A 15,591-nucleotide genomic window follows, 5' to 3' on the forward strand; every position below is an offset into this window, starting at 1 on the left:
TTCTTTAGTAGTAACACCCTTTCGCTCCTTTGCATACTGAGATCCCAATTGCGTCATAGTGTTCTTCTCATTACGCTAATCATTTATGTAAAAACGAGTTCCAAAAGTATAATAATCACAGGTTGCTCCATACCAGTACCCACCAGTTTATTTTGGCTCATTGCAAAAAGTAATTTGTTCAAATAGTATCAAATTTTTAATTCTGATACTATATTATCCACTTTTAACCTCGTCAAAGGTCATTTTTATCATTAAAACAAAAATTCTGATGCAATCTCATTTTGTCCGTTTTGGAGTGAAAAAAATCTTTTTCAGTACTAAAAATCTCCATTTCAGAAATCAGGAAAAGAGCTTTAGAACAAGACTATTTTACTATTTGGCCCCAACTATTTCCCACTTTTAAATTTGCCAAAAAATCCTCCCTTCTTCCTCTTGTTCTCAGATCATTCATTCGTTGCACAAGCTATAAAAACAAGAAAATTCCTTAATTCTAAGTCATCCTTAAATTTATGCTTTATATTCATATATTATCCACTTTACTTTTCATATTAATTTATTTTAAAACATTTTTTTAAACATATCGTAAAAAAACTGGTAGGTACTGGTATGTAAAAGTGTCGAACGTTTATACTTTTGATTTTCACATTGATCTCTTTTTCACAAACAAACAGCAAGTACTCCACGCATCTTGTTTGTTTATAAGAAGAAAAGAAAGTGATCAGTTAGTGTCAAATTAGAGAACACATTACTAACCAAAAAACCACCAAGAAAACCATGAAATTATTAACCAAAGACAAGCCAAAATACGATTGGCTTACTACTGAAATCTGGAAGGTTACCAAGCTAACATCGGGATTTCTATTTGCTATGAGCTTACAGGTTTCGACCGCAGCGGAATCTAAAGACATCAAATTTTCGTCGAAGTTGAATTCCACTCCACTTATAGAGTGCAATGCAGCCAACAGAAAATTAACTATTGCCGGACTGGATGCTACAAACAGTTCTGCTCTTTTATTCACAGAACAAAAAACAATTAAAGGAAAAGTAACCGGTACAAAAGGGGAGCCTTTACCAGGAGTTAACATTACCATAAAAGGAACCAAAACCGGCGTGACTACTGATTTCGACGGTAATTTTTCAATAGACGTTCCGGATTCTAACAGCATATTGGTTATTTCATTTACCGGTTTTGTAACGAAAGAAGTTACCGCTGCGAATGCTTCAATTATTCAACTTGAAGAGCAAAATCAAACCTTAAATGAAGTAGTTGTCGTGGGGTACGGAACTCAGAAAAAAGGTACTACAACCGGTGCAATTGCCTCTATTAAAGGATCGGCTCTGACCCAAAATGCTTCCGCAAACGTTTCAAACGGTCTTGCCGGACGTGTGTCGGGAGTAATTGCTAATAATCGTTCGGGAAGACCGGGAGATGACAGTTCCAGCCTTTTAATTCGAGGATTTAATTCCTTTGGAGGAGGTACCAGCCCACTGGTAGTCGTAGATGGTATTCCGGATCGTGATTTGAATAGAATTAATCCCGATGATATTGAGTCGGTTACTATTTTAAAAGACGCATCAGCTGCCATCTATGGGGTTCGTTCCGCCAATGGAGTAATCCTTGTGACCACTAAAAGAGGTAAAGTTGGAAAACCAACGATTAAAATTGACGGTTCTTATGGAATTCAGCAATTAACCAGAATGGACCAAAGGGTTAATTCCTGGGAATACATGACGTACTACAACGAACTGAATGCCAACAAAGGAACAACGCTTCCTTATACACAATCTGACATCGACAAATACAAAGCAGGCAACGATCCAAATTACACGAGTACAAACTGGCTAAAAGAGGTGTACCGAAAAGATGCTCCGCAGGCTAACGTTTCTCTTTCTGTAAATGGTGGTAATGACCAGGTAAAATATTTCTTTTCCGGCCAGTACTTAAATCAGGAAAGTAATCTTAGAAACAGTGACGAAAGATACAGACAGTTTAACTTGAGATCGAATATTGATGTGAATATCTCTTCAAACTTAAAAGTTAATCTGGATATCGCAACCCGTAAAGAGGACCGAAATTACCCCGCTGTTAGTATTGGAAGCATTATGCACGAAACAGTAAGTATGTATCCTTTTATTCCGGCTTACTGGAAAAATGGTTTACCATCTTCAGGAATTGCAAACGGAAGAAATCCAATCTTAATGTCCTCTTCGGCGGCAGGTTATGACAAAGTAGTAAACTTAATCGTAAATCCAAAAATAGGGTTCGACCTAAAATTGCCAAAAATTACAGAAGGACTTTCTTTGAACGGTTATGCTGCTTTTGACTACAATGTGCGCAGTCAGAAAAAGTTCACCAAACCATGGGATGCTTATTCTTATGATAAGACAAATGACAGTTACAACAATGTAAAAAACAGTACGAGTATAACGAGTGTGTTGCAAAACGAGCAAATTACGAATCAAAATACGTACTTCTTAAAGTTAGCTTACGATCGTAAATTCAACAAACATGCTTTTAATGCCTTTGTGGGATACGAGCAAACGACTACTGACAAAACCGAAACAGTCGCTTATAGAAGAGATTTGTTAAGTGACCAATTAGATCAAATTTTTACCGGAGGTACCAAAGGACAAAATGCAACCGGAAGTGCTTATCAGGATGGAAGAGCGAGTTACTTAGGCCGTATTGGTTATAATTATGACAATAAATATTTTGCTGAAATTTCTTCCCGTTACAACGGATCTTTCAACTTCCCGTCTGCAACCCGCTGGGGATTATTCCCTGCAATTTCAGCAGGCTGGAAAATATCTGAAGAACCTTTTTTCAAAAACAATATCAAAGCTATCGATCAGCTTAAGTTAAGAGCTTCCTGGGGGAAAATGGGTAATGATGATTTGGGCGAATGGATTAACGGTGTGTTTTATCCGAACCAGTATCTTTTCTTAACGAGATATCAGTTAACAACAAACCAACAGAATTACAGTTATTTTGGTTCAGATTATACCTTAAACAACAGCATCTATCTTTCGGCTACACCTAACCCTAATATTACGTGGGAAGTACAGCACTCTACAAACGTTGGTCTTGACTTTGGATTTTTAAACAACAAGTTGACAGCCACATTTGACTATTTCAGTAACAAAAGATCTGATATTTTAACGGCTAGAAATGCGTCTGTGCCTTTATACACCGGATTGGCACTTCCTAAAGAAAATATCGGAGAAACGGTTAACAGAGGAGTTGACTGGTCTATAAATTATGCCGATACCAGTAACCCATTCAAATACAGTGTTGGTTTTAATCTTACTTATGCACAAAGTGAAGTACTGTTTCGTGACGAGGCTGCGAACATTCCAGAATGGCAAAAATCAACCGGAAAAGCAATCGATTCGTGGTTAGTTTATCAAACAAACGGTATTTACCGCACTCAGGCAGATGTGGACAATTCTGCTCATTTTGAAGGGGCAAAACCGGGAGATATTTGGGTAAAAGATACAGATGGTGATGGTAATATCACTTCAAATGATAAAGTGAGAATTCCGCAATCGGCTACGCCAAAAATTGCTTATGGTATTCCAATGAGAGCAGAGTACAAAGGTTTTTCTATTGATTTACTGTGGACAGGGCAATCAAAAGCCAAACAAATGATTCTTCCACAAGGACAAGGAGCAATTGTAGCGCCACCAACCTGGTTGTACAATGACAGATACACGGCAGACAATCCGAATTCTAAATATCCTATAGCCTTTAATGACTCTGATAATAAAAATAATATTCCGGCCGATTTTTGGTTGAGAGATGCCTCTTTCTTTAGATTAAAATCATTGGAAGTATCCTATGTGTTACCACAAAATGCACTTTCGAGATTTGGCGTATTGAATATGAGAATTTATGCGGGAGGAACTAATTTGTTTTCTATCGATCACATGAAAAAGTACAATCTTGATCCTGAGACAAACAATACAACAGGAATCAATTATCCGCAAACCCGTATCTACAGAGTCGGTGTAACTATTGAATTATAATGGTGCAACAAAAAAAATATCTAGACATGAAAAATTATAAAACCCATACACTAATCACTATAAAAAAGAAGGCGCTTATCCTTGCCTCTTTTTGTATCACAATTGCCTCTTTTACTTCCTGTAGCGAAGATCCGCTGGACAAAGTTCCTTTGGATTCGTATACCGATGCCACAGTTTGGAATGATCTGAAACTTGCTGAAGCTTTTGCAAACAATCTGTACAATGTTTTACCGAGCACGCAACACAACTGGAACGACAAAACAAACCGCAGCTGGATTTTGTCGACTGCCTGTGACGAAGCTTTTAATAATTTTAACGATTATGACATCTGGACTCTAAATTCAGGAGCACTGACACCCGATAATGCAAGTGATTTTGATATCTGGAAACCGACCTATGCCATCATTCAAAACTGTAATATCTTTTTGTCCCGAATTGATAACGTTCCGGGTGACGAAGCTACTCGCAACAGATTAAAAGGGGAAGTGACTTTTTTAAGAGCTTACGCTTATTTTAAACTAACAAGCGATTATGGCGGAGTTCCGTTAATCACAGCTCCTTTTGATTTAAACAGTAATTTTAAAGTGGATCGCAGTACCTATGAGCAATGTGTTGATTTTATCGTTACCGAACTAGACAAATCTGCGGAGTCATTGCCATTAGCAACTTCAAGTCTTGGAAGAATTACTAAAGGTGCTGCACTTGCTATTAAATCAAGAGTATTGCTTTATGCTGCAAGTCCGCAATGGAATACTACCAATGATCTTGCTAAATGGAAAAAAGCATCAGACGCGGCAAAAGCGGTTATTGATTTAAACATTTATCAGCTTTATGACAAAAAGTATGAAGATCTTTTTACTACTAATAATTCAGAGATTATCTGCTCTCGTTTGTCCAGTAAAGATCCGCAATGGAGTGCTTTTAATGGTGTAGAAATGTTTAATTCGCCGAGTGGTTTTCACGGTTGGGCCAATTTTGCACCAAGCCAGAGCCATATTGACGCGTACGGAACTGCCGACGGAAAAGACATTACCGATCCATCATCCGGTTATAATCCACAAAAACCTTATGTAAACAGAGATCCTCGTTTTTACAAAAACATAGTGTACGATGGACGTGCTTATGGAAAACCGGAATTTTTCAAAGATCGTTACGATGCCGGAAGCTCCAATAAGGCGGAGTTTTATGAAGGCGGATTAGATTCTCCTCAAGGCTGGGATACCTGGAATGCCAGTAAAACGCGTTACACGTTCCGTAAATATTGTGATACAACATACAATTACAACAATGAAACACAAACAAACAAAGCCTGGATTATTTCCCGCTTAGGCGAAATTTATCTGAATTATGCTGAAGCGCAATTCAAACTGGGTAACGAAGGAACAGCCATACAATATTTAAATGCGATCAGACAACGTGCAGGAATAACAAATCCGTTGACAGGTTTGACCGGTATAACTTTAGAAAACAAAATTCGCAATGAAAGACAGGTTGAATTATGTCTGGAAGGATTTCGTTACTATGATGTTCGTCGTTGGAAAATTGCCGAGCAGACAGAAAATAAGCCTTTGATGGGAGTTGTAATTACTAAAAATGGCGACGGGTCAAAAACCTATACTTATACGAAAGTACAGGATCGTTTTTTCAAACCTCAGCATTACTTATTGCCAATTCCAAGGAATGAAACAAACCGAACAAATCTGGCTCAAAACCCGGGTTATAATTAGAATTTGTGATTACAGCATCTCTCTAAATAGAATTTATAAAAGTTTAATTAAACACCTGAAAACGTAGGTTTCACTCTTCGCAAAAAAGAATACAAAATCTATGTTTCCAGGTGTAAAAGGAATTAATGCATTTTAATAAATTATCAGTGTCATGGTTATAGTCGATCGAAAAAACTGGTAATTCTGCAAACCCACTCTGTAAATTGTGTGGGTTTGCTTTTAAAATTGTACCCCTAATGGTAAAATCAATCCAATTAGAAAATAGTGTTATGAAGAATCGATTTATAATTATAGTTGCAAATTGCTGCATGTTTTTTACGGCAATTGGTCAAAACACTACAACTTTCAAATCATCAGATCCTGCCATAGAGCTGGCTTTTAACCGTGCAAAAACGATGGCCCTGAGCTACAAGGGGATCTCAAATGATCCGGTTGGTCCCTGGTATGAAGCGGCACTTCCGTCCCGATCTGCTTTTTGTATGCGGGATGTAGCACACCAAAGTATTGGCGCCGAGATACTCGGATTACATGAGGAGAATAAAAACATGCTTTCGCTTTTTGCCAAAAATATTTCAGAGAGTAAAGACTGGTGTTCATATTGGGAAATCAATAAATACGGAAAACCGGCACCGGAGGATTACCGAAATGACAAAGAATTCTGGTACAACCTCAACAGTAATTTTGATATAATGTTTGCCTGCTGGAGATTGTATTTATGGACAGGAGACGAAAGCTATATCAAAAATCCTGAATTTGAAAACTTCTTCGAAAAATCGGTAACTCAATATATTGAACGCTGGGTACTCGATGCCGACTCTTTGTTAACAAGACCAGAATTTCCAAACGCTACGGTACCCTTTAATATAAAAGATGATTTTCATAAATGCCACGGACTTGCCTCCTACTCCGAAGGAATTTCGGGTTTAAAAATGGGCGTAGATTTAGTTGCCGCCATTTACCGTGGCCTGCTCACCTACTCTGCTGTTTTAAGACAAAAAGGAGAGAATCAGAAAGCGGAATTCTTCGAAAAAAAAGCCGCAAAATACAAACAGCAAATTGAACAAAACTGGTGGGACAACGCCACCTCAACCTATAATGTTATTTATACCAGTAACGGAAATTTCAGCAAAGACGGCGGAGAGCTTTTTCTCTTATGGTTTGATGCTTTAACTGACGCTACCCGCACTAAAAAAACAATTGAACACATTATTTCACAAAAAACCAATGTCGAAAATTTATCTTATCTCCCTTTTTTACTTTACAAATACGGTTTTGGAGATAAGGCTTACGAAACTATTTTACATTTAACAGATCCTGCTACAAAAAGAAGAGAATATCCCGAAGTTTCGTTTGGGGTAATCGAAGGCATTGTACATGGTTATATGGGTATAGAACCTGATGCAACGACAAAAACAATCACGACTTTATACCGTGGAAAAAACAACACCACCTCTGAATTAGACAATTTACCCATTTTAAGTACACTACTATCTGTACAACAGGAAACCAAAAAAACAACGATTCATAACAAAGGAAAACTCTCGATTCAATCCAGAATTATGTTCTCCGGAAATTATGAAACGATACTTCTGAACAATAAAAAAATTACCGCCAGCCATAAAAAAGATGATAACGGAAATTCCTATACATTTGTTGATGTCCCGCTAGATTCAGGACAAAAAGCAACTGCATCTTTAAAATAATAATAAAACAACTAAAAAATTTATCTAACAACAACACAAACAAATACTACTAATACGATAAATAATAAGCTGCTGGCGGTAGTTATTTTTTAAAATACCTTACCAAAATACCCCACGAACAAACCTTAATTTCAAAATAAACTTAATGATGAGATCCTTTCAAAAAAGACGAAAACACCTTTTATTTGCCATTGTAGCTTTTTGCTTCATGACAAGCAGAGCATTTTCGCAAGAAGACCGTCGCTGGCTAATCGATCAGGATGGCTCTATTTCCTGGCAAATAAACAACAACATTCCGCACGAAGATCATATTGAAATGAGCGGTAAAAAAGTTTCCTGCGTTCTAAGATACGGTGTTGCTGCTGACGGTTCTTTTCACGCTACCCGTAGTTTGGTCTGGCCAATGCTCAGAACAATTCCGAATAACACCCATGCCAGTTTAACACGCAGGTTTGCACAGGATGGCTTTAATCAGGTAACCGTGAATTATAAACCTATTGTGGCAGAAAAAGTAGTTTCGTTAACCCTTAACGGAACATTGCTTGTTAAAAGTAAAGCCGGTAATACACTTGAATTAACCAGACAATTTTTCCCTTCAACCACTTTGGCAGGTTATTGCGAAATTTACACCCTAAAAAACATCTCTGATAAAAACTGTGTAGTTGAAATTCCAAAATCGAATGCAGTTTATACTACAGATCCGGCAAAGGGAACAGGAGGCAGTTATACGCTACATGTAGATCTTTTTAATTCAGGAAACTATAACCTCAAAACCAATGAGACGGTTAGTTTTTCTGTTTTCTACTCTGGTGTCAAAGCAGGCGAACAAGCTCCTGTTGTTAATACAGCCGAAGAAAAAGACAAACGCATCCAATTTATCAATGAAATATGGAACAAACTGATCTTAGAAACACCCGATCAGGTTTTGAATACCGAATTTGCTTTTGCCAAAATCAGAGCATCCGAAAGTATTTTTGAGACCAAAGGCGGTCCTATGCACGGACCAGGAGGAGAATCTTACTATGCCGCCATTTGGGCAAATGATCAGGCAGAATATATAGGCCCGTTCTTTCCTTTTTTAGGATATGAATATGGCAATCAGGCATCATTAAATGCTTATCTGCAATTTGCAAAATTCATGAACAAAGAGTACAAACCCATTCCGAGTTCGATTGTGGCCGAAGGTACTGATATTTGGGCCGGAGCTGGCGATCGTGGCGACGGAGCAATGATTGCTTACGGAGCCTCACGCTATGCACTTTCGAGAGGTAATACCGATGAAGCCAGACAATTATGGCCCTTAATTGAGTGGTGTTTGGAATATTGTCATAGAAAATTAAATTCTGATGGCGTAGTAACTTCAGATTCTGATGAGCTCGAAGGCCGTCTTCCTGCCGGAAAAGCCAATCTGAACACCTCATCTTTGTACTATGATGCTTTGAATTCTGCCGTTTATCTAGGCAAAGCTCTCGGAAAAAACGAAGCACAACTTAAAACCTACAAGGCGGAGGCCGAAAAATTAAAAGCAGCGATTGAGAGGTATTTCGGAGCTAAAGTTGAAGGTTTTGAAACTTACAAATACTACAAAGAAAATGACGTTTTAAGAGCCTGGATCTGTACACCGCTCACAATGGGTATGTACGATAGAAAGGACGGAACTATAAACGCCATATTCTCTCCTCGATTATGGACCAAAGACGGACTTGCCAGCGTAGCCGGTGATAAAATTTTCTGGGATCGTTCGACTTTGTATGCTTTACGAGGTGTGCTGGCAGCGGGAGAAACAGATAAGGCGCTTGATTTTTTACATTATTATTCCAATCGCCGTTTGTTGGGAGACCATGTTCCGTATCCTGTAGAGGCCTATCCGGAAGGCGATCAGCGTCATCTTTCGGCAGAAAGCGGTTTGTATTGCAGAATTTTCACCGAAGGATTATTTGGTATCCGACCTACAGATCTGCATGGTTTTGACTTTACGCCACGTCTTCCAAAATCATGGTCGATCATGAAAATGCGCCATATCAACGCATTCGAAAAAGATTTTGACATCACTGTCGAGAGAGTCGATAAAAAACTAAAAATAACGGTCTCTGAAGGCAAAAAAATTATAACCAAAAAAGTTATCGAAGACGGAAGTACAGTAAACATCAGCCTTCAATAAAATAAGCCTCAAATTAAAAACCCATCCTTTTTAGCAGAACTTTCCTCTGTACAAAGCTTCTAAAATCAAAACCTCGCCATCCAGCGAGGTTTTGATTTTTTATACTTTATTGAAACTTGCGGTGCGAAGTTGGAGAGTTTGTATGGAGTTTCAGAAGAACACTTCGCGGAGCAGAATTTAACTTTATAAAATAAAAATATTAGATTGATAAATTATCCTTTATTTTGATTTTGTGCACGAACAAGATGCTATCCCCAGCTCGAAACACCATCATAAATACCTGATTATCTGCAAATAAAAATAAAATTATTCCCCCAACACAGATAAATCATACATCTTTATTATCTAGTTGAAGTTCGATCGAATCGTTCAGATACAAACTGATAAAATCTGAAAAAGAATCTGCAATTTTTTTATACTCTCCTCCACAGATGACAAAAACTTCATTATTTAAAGTGTGTTCAGGATATAGTTTGATTACATAGACAAAAAGATTAAAACTAAAATTCGCAAAAGCATAAATCTTGTCTGTATTTTCTAATTTATTTAATATGATTGTATAATCTGGAATTCCTTTCCAATCTTTGAATTCATTAATTAAATTTTGCATTTTACTTAATCCATAGAATTCAAACAAATCATTTGTACAATCTCCTCCTGTTCCATTAAGGAGTTTTAAATATAAAATAAAATCATTTGGCAGAACTATGCCATTATTATTTTGAAAAGCTAAAATATCCTCATCATTGACCAATATGGATTTACTAACATTTTCTTTCAACCATTTAGTTTTTAATTCTTCTAATTGTAACATATTACTTTAATGTTTTTAGTGCATCATTAATCATTTGTAACCTTTGAGATTCAGCCCCACGCTGCAAAGTGTCTCCAACTTTGCGCCAATTTAAAAATATGCAATTTAAAACGAATCAGTCATAAAGTATCTAACTTTAGAACTAAAATTCTCCAACCTTCCATTTTTTCTAAATTATTTACAAAAAAATTAACAAGCGAACCCGGCAAATAAAAATATCTTTGTCCTCAACTATGACAAAAAAATTCTACATACTGCTATTCGTTACGTTTGGTTTCCTAATGGGACCAACGTTTACTTATGCACATGGGACAAAAAAAGAAATGTCATGTTGTAAAAAAGAATCTACGGCAAAAGATTGCTGTAACAAAAAAGATTCGAAAGAGAAAGAGCATAACTGCAATAAAGGTTGTTTGGGCAATTCATGTACTCCAACCAGTAGCTGTGGTTTCTCGCCAATGGCAATCTTTCAAACAGAAAACCACTCCATTTTTGGTTTTTCTGAAAAAAGACAAGTTTACTATTACTCAGAAATCTTTATTTCTTCAGATTTCCGTTCTATCTGGCTTCCACCTAAGATAAGCTAGATTTCTTTTCCTGACAGCCCTAGGTCTGTCTTATCCAAAGGACTTTTTAAAGTCCAAATTCAAAACTATTTTTTAATCTCAAACTGTATCAGAAATAGCTGTATTTGCTATCGTTTCTGCTATGCTTTAGGATTAATTCATCCAAAAAAATTACATACAATGAACTCAATAACAAAATTATTGATGGTAATGTCGCTATTACTATCAGTTACTTTCGCCAGCGCTCAAATCAAAAATAAAACAACCGAAAAGGTAAAAATAAGCGGTAACTGCAGCATGTGCAAAAAAGTTATCGAAACTGCAGCAAACGTTAATAAAGAAGCAAAAGTAACCTGGAATGAAACCACTAAGATGGCTACTATTACTTATGATGCTCAGAAAACGAATCTTGATACCATTTTAAAACGTATCGCAGATGCCGGATATGATAATGAAAAATTTACGGCTCCAAATACGGTTTATGATGAACTACACGGGTGCTGTCAATACGATAGAGAACCAAGTGATAAAAAACAAAACAATTCATCATCACATCATTAAAAACCAGTTTGTTCGTAATGCAGGCTTTCGCGCCTCATTACGGACAAATATTTAAAAAAAATATCATGTTGAAAATAAAAAATATAATCACCTTATTCACGCTTATTGCAACTGTTTCTATAACAAATGCACAAATAAAAGTGGGAGATCATTTTCCGGATGTTCAGCTTCAAAACAATAAGAATGCTGTAGTTAAACTAAACTCTTTTAAAGACAAAACAGTTTTAGTAGATTTCTGGGCTTCGTGGTGTGCTCCTTGTCGATTGGCCAATAAAAACTTGGTTAAAATGTACAATCAATACAAAGGTCAAAATTTTGAAATCGTAGGAATATCAATAGACAACGACAAAACAAAATGGTTAAAAGCCATTGAAAAAGATAAAATGAAGCACCAGCAATTAATTGACCCAAAAGGTTTTGATGCCAAAACAGCTGTTACTTTTGGAGTTGATGCCCTGCCTTCGACTTTTCTTTTTGATGCATCAGGAAAACTGATTGCCATAAATCCAACAGAAGCTCAAATAATTGCTCAAATTAAAAAAAACAACAAATAAAATGAAAACCTTACATATAAAATTCATAGCCCTTACCCTAACCTTCTTATTAGCAGGTGTAAAATCATATTCTCAAATTACTAAAGCCGAAATAATGGCAACAGGATTAACCTGTTCTATGTGTTCAAACGCTATAAATAAACAATTAAAATCATTTACAGAAGTAGATAGTATCGGCACTGATTTAAACACCAATACGTTTACTGTTTATTTCAAAAAAGACAATTCATTAGAGCCAAAAGTTTTGAAAAAAGCAGTTGAAAAAGCTGGGTTCTTTGTAGGTTCTATGGTTTTAACGGCAAAGTTTCATGTAGATAAAATTGAAGATAATACAACCCTCAAAGTCGATGACGCTACTTATACTTTTATCGATATTAAAAAACCTGTAGCACATGCAGAAGCCAAATACAGAGTTTTAGACAAAGGTTTTGTGACTCAAAAAGAGTATAAAAAACTCCTAAAATCGTACTCAAAATATCCTGATTACGCCACAGAAAATGAGAATGATTATTATTTAAAAGCACTTTAAAAATGAAATATCTATCAATAATCTTCTTATTCCTTGTTTCTTACCAAATAGATGCACAAGAATTATTTGTAGTAACCGAACCTGCTAGTAATGCTCCGGCAGGTTCTATTGGAGTTCGTGTTGGACAATCCTTAATGGAAAAAAAACTTGAAAGCGGTTCCATGTACAATCTGACACCCGAAGTTACCTGGGGAGTAAATAAAAACTTAATGGTGCGTACCTCAGCTTTTTTAAGCAATCAGGATAATGGACTGGGACTAAAAGGTGGTGGTTTTTATGCCAAATACAGATTCTTTTCTGTAGACGATTTACAAAGTCATTTCAGGATGGCTGCCTTTGGGCGATACAGTTACAATAACTCCTATTTTAATCAGGAAGCTATAGACTTAGCCAACGGAAATTCGGGTTACGAAGCCGGTTTGGTAGCCACGCAGTTAATTCATAAAGTAGCCCTAAGTTCTTCCGTAAGCTATGTGCGCGCCCTTAACAATGCTGATTACAGTTTTCCGGATGCATTGGGTAAAAATGCGATCAACTACACCTTCTCTGTAGGTAAATTGATGCATCCTAAAAAATACACCAGCTACAAACAAACGAACATTAATGCCATGTTGGAATTTACCGGACAAACCATAACCGAAAATGGCAGATCGTACCTTGACGTAGTGCCTTCAATTCAGTTTATCATTAACAGTCAGGCCAGAATTGACCTTGCTTACAAAAAAGAATTGTACAGCTCTATGCAGCGTATGGCAACTGATGGCGTTTTCCTGAAACTGGAATATACTTTTTTCAATGTAACGAAGTAAATAAATCCTATCATCACCGGAACAAATCGTTCTGATTAAACCTATAAAATGAAGAAAATACTTTATCTATTATTCCTGTTTCTGGCTTTTGCTAAAGTACAGGCACAGATTATAAATCCTGTGAAATGGGAGGCTTCGATCGAGAAAAAATCCGATTCAGACTATCAGCTTTCTTTTAAAGGAGCTATTGAAAAAGACTGGCATGTGTATTCACAATTCACTCCTGAAGATGGCCCCCTTCCGGCCGAATTCCTATTTCATGATAGTAAAAACAATTATAAACTTGTTGGAAAAGCAACTGAGAGCGAAACCAAGCGAGAGTTCAACGAAATCTTTGGCGTCGATGAAATCTTCTTTTCCGACAAAGCTGTTTTTACACAAGTAATCAAACAAACCAATCCTGAAAAAGAAGTGATACAAGTGGAACTTTCTTATCAGGTTTGCAAAGAAAATTGTATCAGTGAAACGAAATACTTTGAGTTTAATCTCAAGACACTTGAAGCAAAAGAAATACAGGCCGCGGATATTACAAACGAAAAAACGGTTAAAACAGCTGCAAATACTGTCATAGAAAAGCAACCGGAATCTGAAAAATCGGATTCCAGTTTGTATATGATATTCTTTATTGCGTTCTTATCCGGTTTTGCCGCCTTGCTTACACCTTGCGTATTTCCAATGATACCAATGACAGTAAGTTTCTTTACCAAACAAAGTAAAACCAAAGCCAAAGGAATTAAAAATGCCATTATTTACGGCATTTCGATTATCCTGATTTATGTGTTTCTAGGGACAGTAATCACGCTAATTTTTGGTGCCGATGCTCTAAATGCATTATCAACCAATGTATGGTTTAATGTTATCTTTTTTGTGTTATTGGTCGTGTTTGCTTCGTCATTTTTAGGCGCTTTCGAAATCATGTTACCCAATTCATGGGCAAATAAAGTCGATCGTCAGGCAGATAAAGGAGGAATCATAGGCATCGTGTTTATGGCACTGGCTTTGGCAATCGTTTCCTTTTCCTGCACAGGACCAATCATTGGAACCTTATTGGTTGAAGCAGCTTCTAAAGGCGGAATCGCACCCATAGTGGGAATGTTAGGTTTTTCATCTGCTTTAGCGTTACCATTTATGCTGTTTGCCATGTTCCCGGGCTGGTTAAATACATTGCCAAAATCGGGTGGGTGGCTTAATACTGTAAAAGTGTTTCTGGGTTTTATCGAATTGGCTTTGGCGTTTAAATTCTTATCCAATGCCGATTTAGTATTACAGCTACATTGGTTTGAAAGAGAAATTTTCTTAGCCATTTGGATCGCAATATTTGGTACTTTGGCGTTTTACTTGTTTGGAAAAATAACCTTGCCACATGATTCTCCAACATCATCGATTTCGGTAGGCCGTTTAGGAATTGGATTAATCGTATTGACATTTACAATTTATCTGATTCCGGGGTTGTGGGGTGCTCCTTTAAAATTAATTAGCGGATTCCCTCCTCCAATGACCTACAGCGAATCTCCATATGGTGTAGGCGGCTCTAACAAAAATACTGCTTCCTCAGCGAAAGCTTTACCAGACGGAGCGCATAAAGGTCCGCATGACATCATGGCTTTTACAGATTACGAAAAAGGACTGGCTTACGCCAAAAGTGTAAACAAACCTATTCTTTTAGATTTTACAGGATTTGCCTGTGTAAATTGCCGAAAAATGGAAGATTATGTCTGGTCGGATCCTCGTATTTTGTCCATTTTAAACAATGAAGTGGTCTTAATTTCTTTATATGTTGATGACAAAAGAGAATTGCCATTGGAAGAACAATATGTATCTAAAGAAACAGGCAAAAAAATAAAATCCATTGGAAATAAATGGAGTGATTTTCAAATTACCCGTTACAAAGCAAATGCGCAGCCTTATTATATTTTATTAGACACTAATGAGCAAAGCCTGAGCAAACCTACAGGATATACCCCTGAAATCACCGAATATGAGCAATGGCTGAAATCTGGTATTGCACAGTTTCAAAAATAAGAGTACCATTTTTTTTCATTTGTGCATTTTTAAACGTTGTGCACAATCGTGGTTTGGTTAAAGCCACAAAAAGGGAGATATTTAGGTATCTCCTTTTTTTATTATACCTCATCAAACTC

10 protein-coding genes are annotated in these 15,591 nt (G+C 36.8%); 9 read left to right on the plus strand and 1 reads right to left on the minus strand.

The window, feature by feature from the left end; translation table 11 throughout:
* Positions 1-774 precede the first annotated feature (774 nt).
* The 4 genes from OLM61_RS01605 to OLM61_RS01620 all read left to right on the plus strand — a co-directional run bounded on the left by OLM61_RS01605 (position 775) and on the right by OLM61_RS01620 (position 9,617).
* Positions 775-4,026 carry a SusC/RagA family TonB-linked outer membrane protein gene (locus tag OLM61_RS01605; RefSeq protein ID WP_264524787.1) on the plus strand — a complete coding sequence of 1,084 codons (3,252 nt, stop codon included), beginning with the start codon at positions 775-777 and terminating at the stop codon, positions 4,024-4,026.
* Positions 4,027-4,052: 26 nt separating this feature from the next.
* Positions 4,053-5,753, plus strand: coding sequence for a RagB/SusD family nutrient uptake outer membrane protein (locus OLM61_RS01610; protein ID WP_264524788.1), 1,701 nt, complete (start codon positions 4,053-4,055; stop codon positions 5,751-5,753).
* A gap of 236 nt (positions 5,754-5,989) precedes the next feature.
* Positions 5,990-7,456, plus strand: a complete 1,467-nt coding sequence (locus tag OLM61_RS01615) for a hypothetical protein (RefSeq protein WP_264524789.1) — start codon at positions 5,990-5,992, stop codon at positions 7,454-7,456.
* A gap of 145 nt (positions 7,457-7,601) precedes the next feature.
* Positions 7,602-9,617: a hypothetical protein gene (locus tag OLM61_RS01620; protein ID WP_264524790.1), complete on the plus strand. Its 2,016-nt coding sequence runs from the start codon at positions 7,602-7,604 to the stop codon at positions 9,615-9,617.
* 328 nt (positions 9,618-9,945) lie between these two features.
* Here OLM61_RS01620 and OLM61_RS01625 read toward each other — a convergent pair whose 3' ends face one another.
* On the minus strand, positions 9,946-10,431 hold the full coding sequence (locus OLM61_RS01625) for an SMI1/KNR4 family protein (protein WP_264524791.1): 486 nt from the start codon (positions 10,429-10,431) through the stop codon (positions 9,946-9,948).
* Positions 10,432-11,177: 746 nt separating this feature from the next.
* Here OLM61_RS01625 and OLM61_RS01630 point away from each other — a divergent pair.
* The 5 genes from OLM61_RS01630 (at position 11,178) to OLM61_RS01650 (ending at position 15,472) form a co-directional block, all read left to right on the plus strand.
* The gene (locus tag OLM61_RS01630; protein ID WP_264524792.1) at positions 11,178-11,558 is read left to right on the plus strand and encodes a heavy-metal-associated domain-containing protein; all 381 of its coding nucleotides are present in this window, start codon (positions 11,178-11,180) and stop codon (positions 11,556-11,558) included.
* Positions 11,559-11,623: 65 nt separating this feature from the next.
* Complete coding sequence (locus OLM61_RS01635) at positions 11,624-12,112, plus strand: TlpA family protein disulfide reductase (protein WP_264524793.1); 489 nt, start codon at positions 11,624-11,626, stop codon at positions 12,110-12,112.
* 1 nt (position 12,113) lies between these two features.
* Complete coding sequence (locus OLM61_RS01640) at positions 12,114-12,641, plus strand: heavy-metal-associated domain-containing protein (RefSeq protein WP_264524794.1); 528 nt, start codon at positions 12,114-12,116, stop codon at positions 12,639-12,641.
* 2 nt (positions 12,642-12,643) lie between these two features.
* On the plus strand, positions 12,644-13,450 hold the full coding sequence (locus OLM61_RS01645; RefSeq protein ID WP_264524795.1) for a hypothetical protein: 807 nt from the start codon (positions 12,644-12,646) through the stop codon (positions 13,448-13,450).
* A gap of 48 nt (positions 13,451-13,498) precedes the next feature.
* Positions 13,499-15,472: a protein-disulfide reductase DsbD family protein gene (locus tag OLM61_RS01650; protein ID WP_264524796.1), complete on the plus strand. Its 1,974-nt coding sequence runs from the start codon at positions 13,499-13,501 to the stop codon at positions 15,470-15,472.
* The last annotated feature ends 119 nt before the right edge of the window (positions 15,473-15,591 follow it).

Origin of the sequence: Flavobacterium sp. N502536 (assembly GCF_025947345.1) — a bacterium.
In the GTDB taxonomy this organism is placed as follows: domain Bacteria; phylum Bacteroidota; class Bacteroidia; order Flavobacteriales; family Flavobacteriaceae; genus Flavobacterium.